Genomic DNA, 20,066 nt, shown 5'->3' with positions numbered 1-20,066 from the left:
GTAAAAATTTTTAGGGTAAATTTAGTTATCGCGGAGATGTAGTGATTTCACTATCCTTCACTACTAGATCTCCAGAAATGAACTCATAAAAAGCTAAAACTGGCCAAGCAAAACCCATTAACATTTGTCCAATAGCTAGAGGAATATCAATAATAATTTCTTTACTTGTATCACCTTTAATAGCAATTAAATAGGCACGACCAACCCAACCAATCCAACCTGCAATGTAAAGAAACATTATGCCAGGAATAGCAAAATCTCCAGCATGTGCTAGGTTACCATCTACTACTAAATGAGGATAGCCATCTGCACCACATAGAGCTTCAGCATAAAGTTCGGCACGTTTTTGTCCAGACTTTGGATCATCAGTAGTATTTAGAAAATGCTTCGATTTTTGCTGATAAGCAGCAGAATCACTGCAAGGGGTTAAATTATCATAAAAAGCTGAAGCAGTAGGCGTAAAATTAAACCACAAAGTTGTGATAAGAATTAATGTGAACAATAATCGTTTCATAGATGTTGTTTCCTTTTGTCACAAAAAACTAAGTTCGTAGAACACAAGACAAAATAAGCTAATTATGTAACAAATCACATTAATCTGATTCAAAGATCTAATTAAGATTAAAGTTACAAAAATTATCTTGTATTATCTTAATCATAATAAGCATTCTAGTCTCTTTAAGTTAAGATTTGTGTTGTTAACGATATATACTTCTTTAATAAAGTGGAGAAATATACGCGCTAGGATTTTTATATGATAAATATAAAAATAAAAAACTAATAAATTAAACAGTATTAAAGTTATAAAAAAACATTTTTTATAACTTTAAGTTATGGATCCTAAGAAATAATTGCCTTATTTGCTGAAGAGAGCTTGGGATAAAGCATCTTTAACTGAAGTTTATTTTAATATAGTTACTATTTTATTTTTTTAAAATTCATCATTTCCTCCTTGATAATTTCCAGTTGAGCTTGATTCATTATCGCGTTTAGAACCTAATAAATCTAAACGATCAACTTTAATAATCGGACTAGAGCGGTCAACACCTGTATTGCGGTCTTTCCAGGTTTCTATTTCTAATGATCCATGAACTCCAATTAAGCTTCCTTTTCTAACATAGTTAGCGGCAATTTCCGCTGTTTTACCCCAAATTTTTAAATTAAACCAATCTGCTTCATCTCTTTTGCTAGAACGACGATTAACTGCTAATGTTAACGTACACAATACTGTTCCAGATTCAAAGTATTTGACTTCCGGATCTCTCCCGACACGACCAACTAAGTTAACAATATTCAAACTCATATATTTTCTTTCAAATTTTCTTTATGTCTAAGATATTGTAACAAGCAATGATACGGTAACCAACTCTTTTTTACCAATCAGGCATGATGTAGCTCGAAATTTATATTTATCCTTAATTAAGGTTGATTAGCTTATTTAACATCTAAAGTAATGCTTAGTCTTTAATTATTAATCATGGAAAAAACAAAAATGAGAGTTTTTGGTTATTTTTCTTTTACTGGACATAGGTGTTGAGTTAAAAGCAGTCAACACTTCTATCTATGTATCTGCGGGAGGTATCATTTTATTAAGTCATAAAAATGACACTTTAACTCACATTGTTACAAATCTTTTGTACTGTGTTGTTAAATGAACAAGAGAAATCTTAAACAATCATCTAATACTAAGTAAGATTTCATACAAAAACCCAAAAATTATTTAAATAGAAAATATTTAGGTGATATAGCTTTTCAAAGCAACAACTCATGCTAAAGCTTTTAAATAACTGACACAGTATATAAAAAATATCTGTTTCTATATGTTGTTTTTTTATTCTTATTAATTAAGAGTGATGCTAGAATTTTTTGTCAAAATTTGATAATTTACTAATTTCCATTGTTTCTCAAGAGATAATCAGTATTTATCTATATAGTGCCATAGATATTAATCCCTGTTGCCCAACTAATACTTCTCTTAACAAACTACAAATTCCAACCCATATAATAGGACTAATATCTACTCCTCCAATTGGAGATATCCAACTTCTGATTGGGACTAATAAAAATTCTGTTGGCAAAGCAATTAAAAACCAAGGAAATCGATTCATTTCTGCTTGAGGGTACCAAGTTAAGACAATACGAAAAATAAACAAGAAAGTCATTATAGCTAAAAGTATACTTAAAGCCCAATATGCTATGTTTAACAGATTCATGATTTTTAGAATATATCAGCTCACCTTCTAGTTTACAATATCTCTATCTAAAGTTTGTTTAATTTTTCCATATTGATAGAATTATAGTTACAAAAAATATCTAAGTTTTTTATATGTTAAATGTTTTTTTCAATATTTGAGAACAATTAAAAAGCTTATTGTTAATATTTATAATTTAAAGATTTCATTAGATAATTAACAAATATTAGATTATGGTATTTATTTTTTTCTTAATTTATTAGATATCACTTCTAATTTATTAATATAGATAATTTACAGCTGAATTATTTATTTGTATCTTATTTAACACCTTGTTTTTAAGACTTTATCTTAGATTTTAAAATACTTATCAAGTAATATTATATTTTTTAATTTATATTTTTCATACAAATTAAAATTCTAAGAACATAATTTAATAAGATAGAATATTAATATAGAAAACTTATCTAAAAGATATTTTTATACTTTATAAAGTAAATAGTAATGCTCCATATTGAACAAGTTGCTGATTATGCCCAAAAGAGTTCAAAAGAACTTAACATTACTAAGTACGATATATATGGTGCTGCCATAGAAGAAACTAGTATAGAAGTTGATAGTGGTAAACCAAAACAACTTCAAGCATCTAATAGATCAAGTATTACTGTTAGAGTTTGGAATAAAAGTGGAAATATTGGAGTTACTACTACTACTGATTTAGATAAAATTGGTATAAAGTTAGCTTTGCAAACAGCTAAAGATGCTAGTTACTTTGGTACTCAAGAACATGTACCAGATTTTAGTCCAGAAGCTAATACTGTAATTGAAAGCACATCTACTAAAATATCTAGTCCAACTCCAATTCCTATACTGATAGATACGTTAATTGCAGCAGAAAAAACTTTATTGGAATCAAGCTCTATTATTAAGAGTGTTCCTTATAACGGCCTATCTCAAGAAAATATTAATAGATTTTATCTTAATAGCACTTATTCTTTACGCCAAGAAAATCTTTCATATAATGCTATTTATTTTTATAGTCGTACAGAGGAAGAAGGGAAAAAACCTAGAGGAGCAAGTTCTATAAAAACTAGTCGAGATTTTTCAACTCTAGATATTGAAGGCTGTTTACGAGAAGTAATTAAAAAAACTCTTAGTCATGTTAATTATCAGAGTATTACTTCAGGGAAGTATACTGTAGTATTTTCTCCTACGGCATTTCTAAGTCTAATTAATTCTTTTACTAATTTATTTAACGCTCAGAATATTTTAGATAAGCAAAGTCTTTCTACAATAAATTCTTTAGGGAAACGAATTTCTGTTCCATTTCTTTCTTTATATGACGATGCTAGGAATTGTAATAATGTTGGTATAGAAACTTTTGACGAAGAAGGAACTCCTACACGTCGTGTAGAAATAATTAATAATGGTATTCTTACAGGCCTGCTGCATAGCGAGAGAACTGCTCAACGTTTAGATACCAAGCCTACCGGCCATGCAAATATTGGTTCTAAAGTAAATATTAGGCCTCATTATTACCATGTCATATCTAATCAACAAGCAAATTTTGAATGTAACCTTAACATGGTGAAAAATGTAGTTTTTATTGATAAATTACAAGCTCTTCATGCTGGGGTGAATAGTTTACAAGGTTCTTTTTCTTTACCTTTTGAAGGATGGTTAGTTAACAATGGAAATTTTGTTAGTATTGATTCTGCAACAATAGCAGGTGACTTTTTAAAATTACTAAATTCTATTATTCATGTGGAATCTGAACCAGAGATTACACCTAAAGGAATTTGCCCTAAGATATGGGTTGATAATTTATCTATTACTGGAGATTAAATTGAAAATATATAAATTTAATTATCCAATTCTATTTAACAATGAGTTTTTAGTAATAAAAAATTTCATACTAGAGGATATCTTTTAAGGTAACTTTAGTAACTAAATGGTTACGTGTAATTATTAAGATTTCTAATTTCCTTCGCAGACAATTTTCAGTTTCTTAATTATCTAAAATGTCTGTTGCTCTGTTTCCAAATCGCAAAGGATACTAGTCACTAAGTAATATAATTCTAAGGAAATTGTAGGTTATTTATCTAGTAAATTTACTTGCTAGTTAATTAACTTTGTAGATAATCTATAAAAACTTTTATCAGTTAATTTATCTCTTAAGTATCCTACCAAACTTACTTTATAAGGTTTTTCTGTTATGTATTTCAATACACAAAAGCGTTTTCGGCCTAGAACTATAAGCTTCATAAAATTGTCAGAAGAACGTTAAAAAAGAATTACCTCAACACATACACTGGTATTCTCTATATCTCTACTACTAGAATTATTCTGGACTACTCCAAAGCCGTGATCTCCCTCTAGAATATTACTAATCATAGTTTAATAAAAAAATTCAAACATATACAGAAGGAATATATGTCTAAGACATAAAACAATTTAAGATCAAAGTAATAAAAATAAAGTTTGAATTGTTGGAGAAATTGATACTATTAAGTCCTAGGTTCTTAATTCATATCTATAAAATCAAAAATGAGTCAACTATTTATCATTTTTAATTTCAGGATATAGCCCTAATTCTTTTGCCAATTGTCTTGCAATATGAATCAAGAACTTAGCTCCATCAGGATTATTTTCGTGAGCCATCATAGTTGAAACCTGGACTAGTGACTCAATGAATTTACTATCTAGTAATTCTCTATTTGTATGTAAAAGGTCAGGCTCTTCTCCATTAGGGCAACGAAGTAGTTCATCAATTAAAGTGTAATATTGTTCTTGACGAGATTGTGTCATTTTATTTCTTACTTAAGATAGATAAGATTCAACCATAACATTACTTTCTATTACGATTAATATTTTAATTATTACAGTTTTTTACTATTTAATGAGTACATATTTATAAAAGAGTAGCCGCCTTAGCTTGAACTGCAGCTACTCCTTTATAAATCCAATTATATAGCTAGAGGTACGTTAGTATAACAACCTTTAGGACAAATTTTTGCGCATGCTTCACAACCAACGCAATTATCTTTATTAATAATACCCATGACTTGACGTTCTACATCATCATCATCTTCATCTTCATCAACGACTTCACCGTCTTCATTAACTCCTAACAAAGTTAAGACATTGTGACCGCAGACTTTGAAACAACGTCCACAACCAAGACAGGTTTCTTTATTGATATCTTCAACAAACTTTGGAGTCCATTCTTTTTGTCCAAAAGTTAAGCCAGTTAAGTTTGCCATAAGTGTTCTCCTATTATGTATCAGGAAAGTTATTAATTAGAGTTATGTTTACTAGTAACTTTTGAAAAATCACTAGTTGTATATTCAAGGGATATAGAGTCGCTTGAATTCTGTAGTAACATGAGGCGTGAAGGTTCAAGTTGTACTGGCCAGGGTATTGGAAGTTTTTTTAGCTCATCCCATTTATCCTTGAAGACTTCGACTTGTAGATGATAGTCAAAAAAACTGGTTGGAGGAGAGTTTAATTTTATATATAACGTTATCCTGTGTTGAGTTTCAGTTATACTTGCTAACCAGCATTTAAAGAAATTCTCAAGTTGATTATATTCTAAAAGATTTACTCCAAAATCGATAAATGATATCTGATGAGCACGAATTCCGACATGAGTTAAATCAGGAAAAGTTGATTCATTAATTTTTAAGGTACATCCCCAATCAAGAGCAGCAATTTTATTTTTCGATAATGGAAGAGCTCTAGAAAAGTTTTTACATCCTGTGATTTGTGCTGCTTTAAGATAGCGTGGATTATCAAAAACTTTTTGTTTCAAACCCTTTGTAAGTATTATACCTTCATTTAGTATTAAAAGATTAGGACAAATACGATAGGCTTCTTCCAAATTATGGCTAACAAACAATGCTATTCCTGCGTAATTATTTAAGCTTAGCTTTAAAAGCTTTTCTAATTGATCTCGTAGATAAGTATCAAGTGCAGAAAAAGGTTCGTCTAACAGTAAGATGTCGGGTTCATTAGCTAATGCTCTAGCTAATGCAACTCTTTGTTTTTGTCCTCCAGAAAGTGTATTAGGATAACGATGTTCAAACCCCTGTAACTGAACTGTTACCAACTGTTTTTCAACTTTTTGATGAACAATAGAAGAGGGAAGATTTTTAGGTAACCCAAAAGCTATGTTTTGAAAAATTGTTAAATGATGAAACAAAGCATAGTTTTGAAATAAAAATCCGACTTTACGTTCACGAATTGGAACATTGATACCTTTTTGAGAATCAAATAAGACTTTACCATTTAAAGATATATAGCCATGATCAGGAGTATCCAGCCCAGCGATACATCTTAAGATTAAACTTTTCCCGGCTCCAGAAGCTCCTAACAAACCTAATGGTGTTTGGCCTCGATTAATTGAGAAGGAAACATTTAACTCAAAGTTAGTTAATTTTTTCTTTATGTTGACAACTAATTGATTAGAATCACATAGTGTTGAAGGGTGAAAATTCTCTGAAGCCTCAACAACTGGTAGAGAATTTTTTTCACTTTTCAAAGTCTTACTAACTTTAAATGTTTTAATCTTCGAGAACTTTTTCCCTAGACGTTTAATAGAATAGTTATCATTCCAAAAATTTATACTAATGGTAATGCTAAGCGATAGAAGAACCATTATTATTACTAATAGCCGGGCTTCTTCTATGTCACCACTTTCTGTGGCGAAAAAGATTGCTATCGGAATAGTTTGAGTCTTTCCAGGAATACTACCCGCCAGCATCAAGGTTGCTCCAAATTCACCGAGAGCCCGTGCATATGACAACAATAATCCTGATATAAGACCCGGTCTAGCTAAAGGCAGTATGATCCGCCAAAAAAGCTCTATTTCTGAGGCTCCCAGAGTTTTAGCACTAGATATTAGGTTAAAGTCTATTTGTTGAAATGCTCCTAATGATGTTTTATACATCAAAGGAAAAGCAACAACTATTGCTGCTATAACAGCTGCATACCACGTAAATATTATATTAACATTAAACAACCACAATAGTCTACCGATAGGTCCATATTTTCCTAGTAATAATAATAGTAAAAATCCAATTACTGTAGGAGGAAGTACTAAAGGAATTGTTAAAAATCCATCAATTATGCTTTTCCATTTTCCATTATATTTAAACATCCAATAAGCTGATATTGTTCCAGAAAAAAATGCAAAAAATGTAGCAAAAGTTGCAATTTTTAATGAGATCCAAATAGGAGAAAAATCTAAAGCCATGATGTTCCTTTTTATGGTAAGAGGAAAAACTATTTAATATTTTTTAGTATTTAATTTTGTTATGAAATTATTAAATAATTGGCAGAAAAATATTAAATTCACTGAAAAATTAACTATCACTGTTTTTAATAAGACTAATGTTTTATAGATTATTTAATATTTATAGAAACTGTTAAATAATTTATATTTTTCAGTAATTACTAGTGTAGTTTTTAACGTTTTTATAAACAGTAACTAGAGATACATAAATTTAGATTACTGAAGCTTCTTTTATAGGAACAACATAAAATCCAATAATTTTTGCGAAATATTTAACAATTTTTTAAATTTTTTGTTTACGTAAAATTTAATACTACAGCATTAAATCTTATTACTGTATGTGAATAAATCCATATTTTATTATTCTATAATTTTTATTTATAACCATATGATAAATCGGAAAACAAAGCAGCTTTTATACAGCTATGCTTAACTTTTACACATCTATTAGAAAAAATATCATGATTAACTATACAATCATCTAATGGATTTTTTGAGAATTGAAGAGCAACTTCATCAATAGGACATTTATTATTGATCTTGTGACAAAATTTAGGGTTAAAGCAAGATAATTTAACTGTTTTATGATTTTTTTTAGACAACTCTAGCTCATGTTCAAACAAAAAAGTACTATAATCGGCTACATTATCTAGACCTAAGAAATTTAAAAATACTTCTCCCATCATCCAAAATACTGTTTTCGAAACAAATGTTTTCCATTTTAGATTCATGATAAACCTCGATGAAAATAGTATTGCCTAGTTATTAATCATATTAAATAGATTGTTTCGACCAAAAATGAAGGGTATGGAGCCGTAGCAAATTCTACGGCTTCCTTTGCGAATAGATGAGGATAAATTATCTAATACTTTAGACTAAATAAGCCTCTTGATGAGTTTTAATTGTGCAGTTAGAACGAGGATAAGCAACACAAAGAAGTACCCAACCATCTTTTACCTGTTTATCTGTTAAAAAAGCTTGATCTAGTTGATCAACTTCTCCTTCAACCATTCGGCCAACACAATTAGAGCAATTACCTGTTCGACAAGTCGCAGGAAGTTCAACCCCATTGTCTTCAGCAGAATCAACTATATAAACATTATCAGGAAGTGTAAGAGTAACATCCATTTCTGGAGGCTTATTTTTTTCCCTTTAATCAATCGAACTTCATAAGTTTTAGGCATCAGTGTTTCTCCTTATACATTGAATGTGTGTTATTGGTTATTCGGTATGATTCTGGAAAAAGAATAATATCTAATAACCAAATTTTTTATCAGCTACTCTTAATTATCGATTAGCTACAAGGGGTAGATTGTCCGCAGTTTGCTGTAGAGAAAGACTTACCGCAGTCACAAGTACCTGTTGCATTAGGATTTGTAAAAATAAATCCGCTTTTAGTTAGACTATCTACAAAATCAATAACTACCCCTTCTAGTAAGGATATATTATTAGGGTCAACATAGATAGAGATATTGTTCTGATTAAAACATACATCCTTTTCATTTGGTTTCCCTACTAGATTAAGGGTGTATTCATAACCATTACAACCACCATCTTTAACCCCAACACGAATGCCGGAAACTTTATTTGATTGTTTTTTCAGAAAGGACTGAAGTCGAATAGTAGCTTTTTCAGTTAGGGTTACAGTCATTTTTTTATGAATATAAGGGTAATGAAGAAGTAAAATCAAATAATTATCATGAGAATAAATACTTATCCTCAATATCTATCTTTTATTGTATCGCATCGTTATGATGATCCTGACTTAAGCCACCACAAGTATGGCATTCAGGATCATGATAAAGACGACGTTTAGTAAAAGTTGTATTTCCTAGATCCATTGTTAACAATTGACCTTTTAAAGTTTCTCCAACTCCTGTTAAAAGTTTAATACCTTCCAACGCTGCTAAGCAAGCTAAAGTACCAGAAACTGCTCCTAAAACTCCAAACCCCCATTTATCCCACTTAGGCTTTTCTGGGAAAATACATGACAAACAGGATGTTTCACCAGGAATGATAGTTGTTAAATAAGCTTCCATACCACTCATTGCTGCCTCCACCATAGGAATTCTCCAGCGAACACAAGCTGTGTTTAATAAATCCCTTTCTGTAAAATCAAAAGCGCAATCAAAAGCAATATTAGAATTTTTTACCAGACTATCAACATTTTCAGAGGTAACAAATTCAGGAATTACTTCAACTTCAATATCAGGATTAATATTTAGAATAGTTTCTTTGGCTTTATAGACCCTAGGCTGACCCACCCAACTGTTAGTCATCAATATTTGACGATTAAGGTCATCAACACGCAGATTTCCTCCACGAACCAAAATGATTTTACCTACCCCAGCGATAGCTAGATATAGAGCAACAGTTCCTCCTAATCCACCTACACCTGTAACAACAGCAACTGTGTTTTTCAGGAGTCTTTGTCCATTCTCTCCAAAACCAGAAATTTGAATTTGTCTAGAATAACGTTCTAATTCACTAGGAGTAAGTTCCATAAATATTAATTAATTAGAGAATACCAGAATCTTTTGTCCAATCTGTTTCATCGATACTTAAATCTTCCAATAAAACAACATTATTAGGGGCATCTTTAAAAACTTTAAACAACTTGGTATCTAGAGGGGTAGAAGTCTTAAATAGTTGATAAGATTCTTCGAATGCCACCTTATATTTTGCTAATTTTTCCATGTCATCTATATCTGGAAAAACTCTATTTATCTCTGCTACTAATATAGAGAATTGTTTTAAGATATGAAGACGATTTACATTAACAAAAGTTGGATCATAATCAATATCAAAAAACTGTAAAAAATCTTCTGTATTGGTAAGTTTGATAAAATTAGCCAATGTTTTTGGTGTATTAGTAGGAATAGTCATTTTAGGTTCTTCTCCCAAGAAGTAAGTTTTCTCTTTAATTGATCTAAATCATTAAATATATCGTAAGTTCTTTTCGCAGTTTCCACAAGAAGCTCATAATCTACAGGTAATCCTTCTGCAAGGTCATGTAAATCCATTTTCATTTCGCCAGCCCTTGAATTTAATTTTCGAACTGCTTTTTTCAAGTCTGCTATTTCATCAGGAGTAGGGGTAGGATTATCATTTACCACAATATTTTCCTCATAGAATAGTGTATAAGATATTAACCAGTTACTTAAAATGAGAAGTTTGAAAGTAAACATTACATTTACCTTATTCTCGAATTATAATCTAGTAAACTAGTAAAGATGTAGATAAAAACTATACCTAGTTTTTTGTAAATTATCGCCAATTGAAATTAAAGTATTAAGATTTTATGTATTAATTAAATACTAAAGATTGTCATCTTTAATTCTAAACTACTTCATTTTCTTAAATTTCTAAGACGAAACTCTTTTGCGACAATCTAAGTTATTACTAAATAGTTCTATTAAACTGTTTAGTTAAATCTTTATAGTATCTGCTTACAAGAATTGACGTAGCATATTTATTTCCATGCTAATCAATTGATAAATTTTGCATAAGAAATAAATAATTTTTGAAATGTTAACAGAAATAAATTCTTCTCTTGGATAAACTCTATTACTTTTTTATTTAGTAATAGTGGTGTATTTCTATTACTCCGAATCCAATACAAGTTAAACATATACCTATATATAAAGGCTTAAAGTCTATCTGATAAGGGATTCCAAGTATTTTTTCCTAAAGAATGATCTGTTCCATTTATGTTGATTAGTCATCTTCAAAGTTTACAGGTTCGCTATCTTGGCGAAGAACTTTGCGTAACCAAGGAGGAGGATTACCTTTTAGTGTTTTGACTAATTCATTTAAGATATCGTCAATTTTATCTTGATCTGTCCGTGCCTTAATAGGTGTAACATTCCTATTTATTAGGCGAGCAGCAGCACTACCCCCGATAGCAGAAACATAGAGTAAAGTACAACCTTTTAGTGCTTCAATTTTTGGCACTAACTTATCTTCATTGCCATCTTCTTTTAAATCACCACCGAAGTCTAATGTGCTAACAAAGCTAAAACCACTGGGTGATACTTCGTATAAATCAATATTTTTTGCCCATCCAAAATGAGCGTTAACGTGAAGATTATCACTAGTTGTAAATGCGACTTTCATATTCTTCCTCTCAGATAAATAAAATTAAAGGGGAACCTAGTTCCTATTTTAATGTAAGTTGATAGGACTATGTTTAGCTTCTTCTTCCATAAGAAGGTTGCCGACATCAAATAGAAACCTCATAGTACCACGGTATCCTATCAAGCAGCGTTGACCCATGCCTAAACGATCATACACAGGATATCCCATACGATATAGAGGTACTTTAAGGTGATTAGCTAAAGAAGTACCATGACTGTTTGTAATTATCAAGTCACTATTAGGTGCTAAATTTTCTAAGTCTTTTAAATCACCAATAGTTACAGTATCAAAAGGTAGTTCTTTTAATATTGGTGACGCAGTTGTAGTTACAGCAGCTTGAATTTCTGCACCCATACTTGTTAGCAACCATGATGTTTGGTATAACAAATCTGGTTCTAAGGCAAGAGAAATCTTTTTTCCGCCAAAATAAAAATGAGTATCAAGGATAACATCCTGTAATTGGCGGCGCTGTTTGTCAAAACGTTGAGGAACTGTTGACGATAACAATTGATCATCATTATCACTTGTAACAATTTGAGAAAGCTTCCATATGAAAGAGTCTACTGCGTCTAAACCAGCTAAACTAGGAAAAACTTCATATTCTGTACCAAAACGTTTCTTTAAAATCATTGCGGCTTTTGTCATACTTTCACCAATTGCAAATGTATAACAAGAGTTTCGCAATTGCTGCAGTTGCTGTAAAGTAGTTCCTCCAGTTGTTGTAGTATGATACTCATCCTCCAAATGACCATCTAAGGAACAAGATAAGTCAGGAATCATAATCGGCGTTAAACCAAATGATTCAATAGTGAATTTAATTTCTTCTACATCACCAGGAGAAAGATAAGAAGCACAGAGAACATTAACTTGAGATTTTACATTTGTTAAACATGATGTCTTCTGAGTAAAATCGTCATAGTTAGTAGATACAATACTTTCAACCGCAGCGCTATAACCATCTTGCAATGAACCTTTATAGTCTGGAGTAGAAACTAAAATAATTGGAAAAGAACGCAAATGTGGATGTTTTTCTTTAATAGTTAAAAGGATACGATTCATATCATCTCCTCTAGTTTCTGTTAAGCCAGTAGTCAAAAGTCCTATTACTTCAGGATTGTACTTTTCTATAATAGTTAGAATTGCTTGCTCAACATTATCCTCTCCGCCTAAAATTGTGCTAATTTCTGTCATAGCAGTTGTTGAAAGAGGAATAGATTCACGAAAATGACGTACTAGTACGACTTTAGCAAAGGCAGTACATCCTTGCGATCCATGAAACAATGGCATCATTTTGTTTAAACCCAAAAAAGCTAGAGCTGCTCCCAAAGGTTGACTCATCTTTAATGGGTTGATTGATAAAGATTTATCTGGATTTACAATCGTAGTCACTATCTGTTGCTCCTTTTCCAGGGGTTTAGTATTTTCATTCAAACGTTACGGAACTCTATGCAAGATTTAGGTCATAGTGCTTTATTCCTTTTGTTCTTCACACTGATCCCAAGGTGCAGTTTTTCTAACTTGTCTCCAAATTGGACTATAAACTGCTTCACATAGTTCTCTTGCCATTTCAACCATGCCTATATAACCTGCATAGGGATGATGGCGTTCTTGATTAATATCTAAAAAGGGTATTTTTGCCTTAAGGGCAGTATATTGATTTCTACCTCCTGCTACCAATAAATCGGCTTTTGTTTGTTTTATTACTCTTAATAACTCTTCTGGATTACCTTTTTCAAGCATGATTCCATCTTTACCCAAGAGTTTTTTAATACGTGATTTATCTTCTTCTGTACTTTTTTTAGTACTGGTAGCTACTACTTGCATACCTAAATCTTGTGCTGCTGAAACGATAGACCAGCTTTTCACACCTCCAGTATATAGGACCATTCGCTTCCCTTTTAATTTTTTTCTATAAGGCTCTAGCTGAATATTCATTCTAGAGATCTCTTCTTCGATAATTTTTTCAGTACGATCAATTAGCTGAGCATCATTAAAAAATTTTGCTATGTTACGTAAGCAACGACTCATATCATCTACCCCGTAAAAAGATTCTTCAATGTAAGGTATGTCATATTTTTCCTTCATTGAAGATGCTACATTTATGAGAGCTTTAGAGCAAATCATTACATTTAATTTTGCTCTATGTGCAAAACAAATATCTTCATATTTTGCATCCCCTGTCATCTTTCCTAGAACTCTAATTCCCAGCTTTTCAAGTAAAGTAGTAACTGCCCACATTTCTCCGGCAATATTGTATTCCCCAACAATATTGATATCGTAATTAGTTGTATATTTTGGTTCTTTACTTCCAATCACATGCTGCAGAAGAGCTTCTCCACCTAAACGGTTACCTAAATTCTTACTGCCCACAAATCCTGGAGAATGAACTGGAATAACAGGTATTTTATATTTTTCTACTACTGCTTTGCACACTGCATCTAGATCATCTCCTATAAGAGCAGTAATACAAGTTGAATAAACAAAAACTGCAGATGGGTTAAAATTATTAATAACTTGTACAACAGCTTTGTAAAGCTTCTTTTCACCTCCAAAAATTATATCATTTTCAGATATATCAGTAGTAAATCCCATTTTATAAAGTGTTGAACCACTAGATAAACTACCACGACTATTCCAGCTGTTACCGGAACAAGCAATAGGACCATGAACTAAATGAGCTGCATCAGTAATTGGTACAAGTGTAATAGACGCTCCATCGAAAGCACATCCTCCTTGAGCAGAGCCAGGCTGAGATTGCTGAGCACAAGCTTTATTCTTACCTTGCCCTCCCTTATTAAGATTATGCTCACATTCTGGTTGTGTCAGTAGCTCATTAATTTTTGCTTTTGTAAGTTTCATGTAAATTTCCTATAACTACTACAGAAATGCTTAAACTTATCATTTAGTTGACATAACAAAGTTACAAATAATTTGTCAAAAAATAACAAATGTACCTTTTGTTAATAAGTCATGTTTTTGTTATCAATACTTGGTAACAGTTGTAAATAGATAAAGTTCTAGTGATTTTTTAAAAATTATTGTTTAGTTTGTAAGAGGAGCTAGTAAAATAACTTATTACAAAAGTTTGGTAGCTCGATCAATTTATAATTTTATATAAAAAATCATAATAGGAAGAGGAGAGAGGAGAAAGGAGAGAGGAGAAGTGTTAATATATACGCTTCTCTAAATTACTCCTAGTCTCCCTCATGTCCAAACTTCCTTGAAATTAACGAACTAAATCGAAGGAGATATCTGTTTCTCCAGCAATATCTGTCTTACGATCTAGTGCATCAAGAATTCCGTTAGCAATCCAATTAAGAAGGTTGATAGCACCTCCGTATCCAATGGTTGAATAACGATGTAAATGATGACGATCAAAGATAGGATAGCCTATACGAATTAGAGGAATTTCACAATCTCTTTCTAAATACTTACCGTAAGAATTTCCGATCATGAAATCAACAGGTTCAGTAAATAGTAAAGAACGTAAGTGCCATAAATCTTTATAGCCCCAAACTGTTGCTTGCTGTCCGTAAGGACTAGAAGCTAAAAGTTCTCTTGCTTCTTCTTCAAATTCGTCATTACTGTTATGTACTAGGATATGAACAGGCTCAACACCCATCTCTAGCATAAACTGTAATACTCCCATTACTGTATCAGGATCACCGAAGATAGCAGAAGTCTTACCATGAAGCCATGCTTGAGTATCGGTCATAGCATCTACAGCACGTCCACGCTCGATTTCAAGCTCTTTAGGAATGGGGTTTCCGGTCATTTTAGATAAGCTCATTAAGAACTCATCAGTCGCTTTAATACCCCAAGGACGATGAACTAAAGTTTCTTGCTTCCATTTTTTCTTCATGTGAGCAAGAGTTTTGGTAGTTGTGTAAGCTTGAAGAGCAATAGTAGCTTTTGCATTACAACTATCAGCAGCATCTTCTAAAGATGTTCCTTCATGATACATAGAGAACTCTCCTAAGTTTGGAGAATCTAAGTACATTTCAGTATCACTTAAGATAGTTCCATCTACACCTAAAGCAGCAATTAACTTTTTAAGCTCGCGAAGATTCCCCATATAGGTTTCGAATCCAGGCATGAAGTTAATTTTACCGTTGCTAGTATCTTTCTTGTTAGCTAGAGTAGTTAAGATGGATTTCATCATGTGGTCGTAACCGTTAACATGTGATCCAACAAAACTAGGAGTATGAGCGAAAGGAATAGGTAGGTCTTGAGGAATTACACCGTCAACACGAGCATTTCCAATAAAAGAACCTAAGTCATCTCCGATTACTTCTGCCATACAAGTAGTACAAACAGCAATCATTTTAGGCTTATAAAGAGCATAAGCATTTTGTAGACCATCAACCATGTTGCTTAATCCACCGAAAACAGCAGCGTTTTCAGTCATAGAAGAAGATACAGCACTGACAGGCTCTTTAAAATGACGAGTTAAGTGAGTACGGAAGTAAGAAACACAACCTTGAGAACCGTGAACGAAAGGTAAAGTTCCTTCAAATCCAACTGCAGCAAGTAAAGCTCCTAGAGGCTGACATCCTTTAGCAGGGTTAACGGTAAGAGCTTCACGTGCGAAGTTTTTCTCACGGTATTCCCAGCTTTTAGTCCATTCAGCAACTTCTTTAACTTTTTCAGCAGTAGGCATTCCTTCAAACTGTTTTTTGTTAGCAAACAGTTCTTTATACTCAGGCTGATGAAATAGTTCGACGTGATCTTTGATTTTATTTACGTTTTGGGCCATCTTTTAGTAACTCCGTATGGATGTGTGTCTCAGAAAAAGAATCCTTGAAAAAGGAATGAGGGGAAGGGAGAGGGGATAAAAAATCTCCTCATCCTCCATATTCAGCCTTTCTTATTTATTCCAAGGGGTTCCGACTAATCCCCAGGTAGGATTGTTAAGGGCTAAATCCATATCACGTGCAAAGATAGCAAAGCCATCATAACCATGGTAAGGACCTGAATAATCCCAAGAGTGCATTTGGCGGAAAGGAAGAGCCATCTTTTGGAAGACATATTTCTCTTTAATTCCTGCAGCTACTAAATCAGGCTTAAGTTCTTTAACAAATTCTTCGAACTCATAACCAGTAACATCGTCATAGATAAGAGTAGCGTCTTTAACATAGTGAGTAGTACGTTTGTAGTCATCACCATGAGCAAACTCATAACCAGTACCGATGATTTCCATTCCTAAATCTTTGAAAGCAGGAACAACGTGACGAGGACGTAATCCACCAACCATCATCATGACGGTTTTGCCTTCTAGACGTGGACGATATTTAGCTACAATACCATCAGCTTGCTCTTTATATTTAGCTATTACTGCTTCAGCTTTTTGTTTGATTGTGTCATCAAAACGCTCAGCAATTGCTCTTAGAGATTCAATGATTTTGCTAGGTCCAAAGAAGTTGTATTCTAACCAAGGAATACCGTATTTTTCTTCCATGTGACGACTAATGTAGTTCATAGAACGATAGCAATGAACTAGGTTTAATTTAACACTAGGTGTTGCTTTCATTTCAGTGAAAGTACCATCACCAGACCATTGAGCGATAACACGTAGTCCCATTTCTTCTAAAAGAATACGACTGGACCAAGCATCTCCACCAATGTTGTAGTCACCGATAATAGCAACGTCATAAGGAGTACCTTCGTTACCTTTCTCAGCGATTTCTTTATCAGCAACTGGGAAAACCCAATCACGAATTACATCGTTAGCAATGTGGTGTCCTAAAGATTGAGAAACTCCACGGAATCCTTCGCAACGAACAGGAATAACTTGCTTGCCAAGTTCTTTTGTTTTTGTACGAGCTACTGCTTCAATATCATCTCCAATTAAACCAATGGGGCATTCTGATTGAACTGAGATACCACCGTTAAGAGGAAATAATATTTCAACTTCATCAATTAATTGACTTAGTTTTGTGTCTCCACCAAAAACAACATCACGTTCTTGGAAGTCAGATGTGAAGTTCATGGTACCGAAACTATCTACTCCGGTTACTCCGATGTAGTAGTTACGACGACCAGACCAAGAGTAGTAGCCACAACCAACAGGTCCATGAGAGATATGAATCATATCTTTAATAGGACCCCAAACTACCCCTTTAGAACCAGCATAAGCACAACCGCGAGCGGTCATTACACCAGGTAGAGATACTTTGTTGGATTTAACACCACAATCATCAGCTCCTTCTTCATAAACACCAAGGTGTTTGTTGCGTTTTTTAGCAGCTTTTGCAGGGTAAGTTGCTAAAACATCTGCGATGAGTTTCTTATTTTCTTCAACTGTTGCCATAATGATCCTCTTTAAGGTTTTGGACAAAGGACAATTTAGTAAGGAAAGATGAAGGCAAAAGAACCGGTGTAGCTTTCAGTTAATAATTAACAATAAAACTATCCACCATTTCCTATTTACTTTTGCCCTGAAATATTTTCAGATCTATCTATTTGATTAGATCTATTTAGCTTTATCAGCAGCGATAGCTTGTTCGTATTCGTCTTCACCACCAAGGATACCGAAGTCAACTAATAGTTCTTCAAGTTCTTCCATGGAAATAGGAGTAGGAACGATGAACATTTCGTTTTTCTCAATTTTGTTAGCTAGAGTACGATACTCATCAGCTTGAGGATGGTTAGGAGTATATTCGATAACTGTCATACGACGTAATTCAGCTTCTTGTACCTGTTTACTACGAGGTACGAAGTGAATCATTTGAGTACCAAGACGACGAGCTAATTCTGTGATTAATTCAGCTTCACAGTTAACATTACGACTGTTACAGATTAAACCACCTAAACGAACACCACCGGTGTGAGCATATTTAAGAATACCTCTTGCAATGTTGTTAGCAGCGTACATTGCCATCATTTCACCAGAAGTAACGATGTAGATTTCTTGTGCTTTTCCTTCACGGATAGGCATAGCGAAACCACCACAAACAACGTCTCCTAATACATCATAAGATACGAAATCTAGGTTTTCGTAAGCACCTTCTTCTTCAAGGAAGTTGATAGCAGTAATAATACCACGACCAGCACATCCAACTCCAGGCTCAGGACCACCGGACTCAACGCATAAAACGTTGTTATAGCCAGGAATTACTACTTCATCAAGTTCAATATCTTCTACAGTTCCTCTTTCTGCAGCTAAATGTAAAACAGTGGTTTGTGCTTTACAATGCAACATTAGACGTGTGGAATCTGCTTTAGGGTCACAACCAACGATCATGATGCGGTTGTTTTCAGATAATGCTGCGATAGTATTTTGAGATGTGGTAGATTTACCGATACCGCCTTTTCCGTAGAATGCAATTTGACGCATTTGGGATTCTCCTAATTAGAGGTGAGTATGTAAAAAATGAAAGAATGATTAGTCTAGATAAGATAAATAAAAGGTTAATTACACAATTATTTTTTATCTACAACTATATTCTTCTATGTGAGGAGCAATGCTCATGGTGGAGATCGCTCCTCACCTTTCTTCTGACTAATCATACGTTTTACCTCGTGTTAAGTTAGTAATATATTTGCTGCGTTAAATATCTATACAGCAATGACAGTTAAGTCTTTAGAAATTCGTTCTCGTAACCTAGCTTCGATAGCAGTTTTTAAAGTAAACGTGCTACTACTACAGGAGCTACATGCCCCCTTCAAGACAACCTTAATCAAGTTACCTTCTATGTCAAATAGCTCGACGTCTCCACCGTCTTTAGCTAAAGCAGGTTTAACTTCTTCTTCTAAAACTTGTTGTATGAGCGTAATTTTCTGTAAATTAGTTAATGTTTTTACTTCTAATTCAGGTATATTAGCTTCTGAAGATAAGTCTTCTGTTAATGTGAATCCTTCTTCGGCAACATCCACGATAATATCGTCAATATCGGTTAGACAAGAACCACATCCGCCACCGGCTTTGACATAATTGGTTACTTGCTCAGCAGTAGTTAAACTATTTTCAAGAACAATGCGGCGAATTCTTGTACTAGTTACTCCAAAACAACGACAAATTAATGCTCCTTCGTCGTCTTCATGATTATCTAAGGGAATACCTCTGTAGTTAAAAATTGCAGCTTCCAAAGCTTCTTGTCCCATGACAGAACAATGCATTTTCTCTTCTGGTAGTCCTCCTAGATAATCTGCAATTTCTTTGTTTGTAAGACTAAGAGCTTCATCTAAAGTTTTTCCTACTAATAATTCGGTTAATGCAGAAGAAGAGGCTATAGCAGAAGCACATCCAAAAGTTTGGAAACGAGCTTCAAGAATAGTTTGACTTTTTTCATCAATCTTAAGATGTAACTTTAATGCATCACCACAGGCAATACTACCTACTTCTCCAGTTGTAATTGCTTGTCCACTTTCTTTCTCGTCGATAACCCCTTGATTTCTGGGGTTATGAAAAAAGTCCATTACTTTGTCTGTATATTCCCACATAA

At 33.1% G+C, this 20,066-nt stretch carries 20 protein-coding genes; 1 reads left to right on the top strand and 19 read right to left on the bottom strand.

Annotation, left to right across the window (positions count from 1 at the left end; all coding sequences use genetic code 11):
• Positions 1-25: 25 nt before the first annotated feature.
• The 3 genes from UCYN_RS02980 to UCYN_RS02970 form a co-directional block, all read right to left on the bottom strand.
• Positions 26-514, bottom strand: a complete 489-nt coding sequence (locus UCYN_RS02980) for a photosystem I subunit III precursor, plastocyanin (cyt c553) docking protein (PsaF) (RefSeq protein ID WP_012954020.1) — start codon at positions 512-514, stop codon at positions 26-28.
• Positions 515-931: 417 nt separating this feature from the next.
• Positions 932-1,303 (bottom strand): single-stranded DNA-binding protein, encoded by a 372-nt coding sequence (locus tag UCYN_RS02975; protein WP_012954019.1) that lies wholly within the window; start codon positions 1,301-1,303, stop codon positions 932-934.
• Between the two features lie 619 nt (positions 1,304-1,922).
• A complete protein-coding gene (locus tag UCYN_RS02970) occupies positions 1,923-2,213 on the bottom strand; it encodes a YggT family protein (protein ID WP_012954018.1) in 291 nt (96 codons plus the stop codon).
• Between the two features lie 483 nt (positions 2,214-2,696).
• On the opposite strand from UCYN_RS02970, the gene UCYN_RS02965 reads away from it, so the two are divergent.
• Positions 2,697-4,037 carry a TldD/PmbA family protein gene (locus UCYN_RS02965; RefSeq protein ID WP_012954017.1) on the top strand — a complete coding sequence of 447 codons (1,341 nt, stop codon included), beginning with the start codon at positions 2,697-2,699 and terminating at the stop codon, positions 4,035-4,037.
• A 711-nt stretch (positions 4,038-4,748) separates the two neighbouring features.
• On the opposite strand, the gene UCYN_RS02960 is transcribed toward UCYN_RS02965, so the two are convergent.
• The 16 genes from UCYN_RS02960 to nifU form a co-directional block, all read right to left on the bottom strand.
• On the bottom strand, positions 4,749-5,000 hold the full coding sequence (locus UCYN_RS02960; protein ID WP_012954016.1) for a hypothetical protein: 252 nt from the start codon (positions 4,998-5,000) through the stop codon (positions 4,749-4,751).
• A gap of 158 nt (positions 5,001-5,158) precedes the next feature.
• The gene (fdxB, locus tag UCYN_RS02955) at positions 5,159-5,455 is read right to left on the bottom strand and encodes a ferredoxin III, nif-specific (RefSeq protein WP_012954015.1); all 297 of its coding nucleotides are present in this window, start codon (positions 5,453-5,455) and stop codon (positions 5,159-5,161) included.
• A 32-nt stretch (positions 5,456-5,487) separates the two neighbouring features.
• Positions 5,488-7,446, bottom strand: a complete 1,959-nt coding sequence (modB, locus tag UCYN_RS02950; RefSeq protein ID WP_012954014.1) for a molybdate ABC transporter permease subunit — start codon at positions 7,444-7,446, stop codon at positions 5,488-5,490.
• A 413-nt stretch (positions 7,447-7,859) separates the two neighbouring features.
• The gene (locus tag UCYN_RS02945) at positions 7,860-8,216 is read right to left on the bottom strand and encodes a hypothetical protein (RefSeq protein ID WP_012954013.1); all 357 of its coding nucleotides are present in this window, start codon (positions 8,214-8,216) and stop codon (positions 7,860-7,862) included.
• Between the two features lie 139 nt (positions 8,217-8,355).
• The gene (locus UCYN_RS02940; protein WP_012954012.1) at positions 8,356-8,613 is read right to left on the bottom strand and encodes a 2Fe-2S iron-sulfur cluster-binding protein; all 258 of its coding nucleotides are present in this window, start codon (positions 8,611-8,613) and stop codon (positions 8,356-8,358) included.
• A 166-nt stretch (positions 8,614-8,779) separates the two neighbouring features.
• Positions 8,780-9,136 carry a HesB/IscA family protein gene (locus UCYN_RS02935; RefSeq protein ID WP_012954011.1) on the bottom strand — a complete coding sequence of 119 codons (357 nt, stop codon included), beginning with the start codon at positions 9,134-9,136 and terminating at the stop codon, positions 8,780-8,782.
• 82 nt (positions 9,137-9,218) lie between these two features.
• Positions 9,219-9,989: a HesA/MoeB/ThiF family protein gene (locus UCYN_RS02930; RefSeq protein ID WP_012954010.1), complete on the bottom strand. Its 771-nt coding sequence runs from the start codon at positions 9,987-9,989 to the stop codon at positions 9,219-9,221.
• Between the two features lie 13 nt (positions 9,990-10,002).
• Positions 10,003-10,371: a nitrogenase-stabilizing/protective protein NifW gene (gene nifW, locus UCYN_RS02925; RefSeq protein WP_041487742.1), complete on the bottom strand. Its 369-nt coding sequence runs from the start codon at positions 10,369-10,371 to the stop codon at positions 10,003-10,005.
• Entirely contained in the window at positions 10,368-10,604 is a 237-nt protein-coding gene (locus tag UCYN_RS02920) for a CCE_0567 family metalloprotein (RefSeq protein ID WP_041487842.1), read from the bottom strand. The genes nifW and UCYN_RS02920 overlap by 4 nt, the downstream gene beginning before the upstream one ends.
• Before the next feature lie 598 nt (positions 10,605-11,202).
• Complete coding sequence (gene nifX, locus UCYN_RS02915) at positions 11,203-11,601, bottom strand: nitrogen fixation protein NifX (protein ID WP_012954007.1); 399 nt, start codon at positions 11,599-11,601, stop codon at positions 11,203-11,205.
• Positions 11,602-11,649: 48 nt separating this feature from the next.
• A complete protein-coding gene (nifN, locus tag UCYN_RS02910; RefSeq protein ID WP_041487741.1) occupies positions 11,650-13,011 on the bottom strand; it encodes a nitrogenase iron-molybdenum cofactor biosynthesis protein NifN in 1,362 nt (453 codons plus the stop codon).
• A gap of 81 nt (positions 13,012-13,092) precedes the next feature.
• Positions 13,093-14,481 carry a nitrogenase iron-molybdenum cofactor biosynthesis protein NifE gene (nifE, locus tag UCYN_RS02905; RefSeq protein ID WP_012954005.1) on the bottom strand — a complete coding sequence of 463 codons (1,389 nt, stop codon included), beginning with the start codon at positions 14,479-14,481 and terminating at the stop codon, positions 13,093-13,095.
• A 367-nt stretch (positions 14,482-14,848) separates the two neighbouring features.
• A complete protein-coding gene (gene nifK, locus UCYN_RS02900) occupies positions 14,849-16,378 on the bottom strand; it encodes a nitrogenase molybdenum-iron protein subunit beta (RefSeq protein WP_012954004.1) in 1,530 nt (509 codons plus the stop codon).
• 111 nt (positions 16,379-16,489) lie between these two features.
• Positions 16,490-17,932, bottom strand: coding sequence for a nitrogenase molybdenum-iron protein alpha chain (gene nifD / locus UCYN_RS02895; RefSeq protein ID WP_012954003.1), 1,443 nt, complete (start codon positions 17,930-17,932; stop codon positions 16,490-16,492).
• 162 nt (positions 17,933-18,094) lie between these two features.
• Positions 18,095-18,958, bottom strand: a complete 864-nt coding sequence (gene nifH / locus UCYN_RS02890; protein ID WP_012954002.1) for a nitrogenase iron protein — start codon at positions 18,956-18,958, stop codon at positions 18,095-18,097.
• Positions 18,959-19,179: 221 nt separating this feature from the next.
• Positions 19,180-20,064, bottom strand: coding sequence for a Fe-S cluster assembly protein NifU (gene nifU, locus UCYN_RS02885; RefSeq protein WP_012954001.1), 885 nt, complete (start codon positions 20,062-20,064; stop codon positions 19,180-19,182).
• Positions 20,065-20,066 lie beyond the last annotated feature (2 nt).

The organism is Candidatus Atelocyanobacterium thalassa isolate ALOHA, from assembly GCF_000025125.1.
GTDB lineage: Bacteria > Cyanobacteriota > Cyanobacteriia > Cyanobacteriales > Microcystaceae > Atelocyanobacterium > Atelocyanobacterium thalassae.
Note: the sequence above shows the minus strand (reverse complement) of the source record. Positions and strands in the feature narration are given on the sequence as shown.

What these genes read in the sequence shown, in the direction of transcription:
- UCYN_RS02980 (WP_012954020.1), bottom strand. Translation starts at nt 514, where the DNA reads ATGAAACGATTATTGTTCACATTAATTCTTATCACAACTTTGTGGTTT.
- UCYN_RS02975 (WP_012954019.1), bottom strand. Translation starts at nt 1,303, where the DNA reads ATGAGTTTGAATATTGTTAACTTAGTTGGTCGTGTCGGGAGAGATCCG.
- UCYN_RS02970 (WP_012954018.1), bottom strand. Translation starts at nt 2,213, where the DNA reads ATGAATCTGTTAAACATAGCATATTGGGCTTTAAGTATACTTTTAGCT.
- UCYN_RS02965 (WP_012954017.1), top strand. Translation starts at nt 2,697, where the DNA reads ATGCTCCATATTGAACAAGTTGCTGATTATGCCCAAAAGAGTTCAAAA.
- UCYN_RS02960 (WP_012954016.1), bottom strand. Translation starts at nt 5,000, where the DNA reads ATGACACAATCTCGTCAAGAACAATATTACACTTTAATTGATGAACTA.
- fdxB (WP_012954015.1), bottom strand. Translation starts at nt 5,455, where the DNA reads ATGGCAAACTTAACTGGCTTAACTTTTGGACAAAAAGAATGGACTCCA.
- modB (WP_012954014.1), bottom strand. Translation starts at nt 7,446, where the DNA reads ATGGCTTTAGATTTTTCTCCTATTTGGATCTCATTAAAAATTGCAACT.
- UCYN_RS02945 (WP_012954013.1), bottom strand. Translation starts at nt 8,216, where the DNA reads ATGAATCTAAAATGGAAAACATTTGTTTCGAAAACAGTATTTTGGATG.
- UCYN_RS02940 (WP_012954012.1), bottom strand. Translation starts at nt 8,613, where the DNA reads ATGGATGTTACTCTTACACTTCCTGATAATGTTTATATAGTTGATTCT.
- UCYN_RS02935 (WP_012954011.1), bottom strand. Translation starts at nt 9,136, where the DNA reads ATGACTGTAACCCTAACTGAAAAAGCTACTATTCGACTTCAGTCCTTT.
- UCYN_RS02930 (WP_012954010.1), bottom strand. Translation starts at nt 9,989, where the DNA reads ATGGAACTTACTCCTAGTGAATTAGAACGTTATTCTAGACAAATTCAA.
- nifW (WP_041487742.1), bottom strand. Translation starts at nt 10,371, where the DNA reads ATGACTATTCCTACTAATACACCAAAAACATTGGCTAATTTTATCAAA.
- nifX (WP_012954007.1), bottom strand. Translation starts at nt 11,601, where the DNA reads ATGAAAGTCGCATTTACAACTAGTGATAATCTTCACGTTAACGCTCAT.
- nifE (WP_012954005.1), bottom strand. Translation starts at nt 14,481, where the DNA reads ATGAAACTTACAAAAGCAAAAATTAATGAGCTACTGACACAACCAGAA.
- nifK (WP_012954004.1), bottom strand. Translation starts at nt 16,378, where the DNA reads ATGGCCCAAAACGTAAATAAAATCAAAGATCACGTCGAACTATTTCAT.
- nifD (WP_012954003.1), bottom strand. Translation starts at nt 17,932, where the DNA reads ATGGCAACAGTTGAAGAAAATAAGAAACTCATCGCAGATGTTTTAGCA.
- nifH (WP_012954002.1), bottom strand. Translation starts at nt 18,958, where the DNA reads ATGCGTCAAATTGCATTCTACGGAAAAGGCGGTATCGGTAAATCTACC.
- nifU (WP_012954001.1), bottom strand. Translation starts at nt 20,064, where the DNA reads ATGTGGGAATATACAGACAAAGTAATGGACTTTTTTCATAACCCCAGA.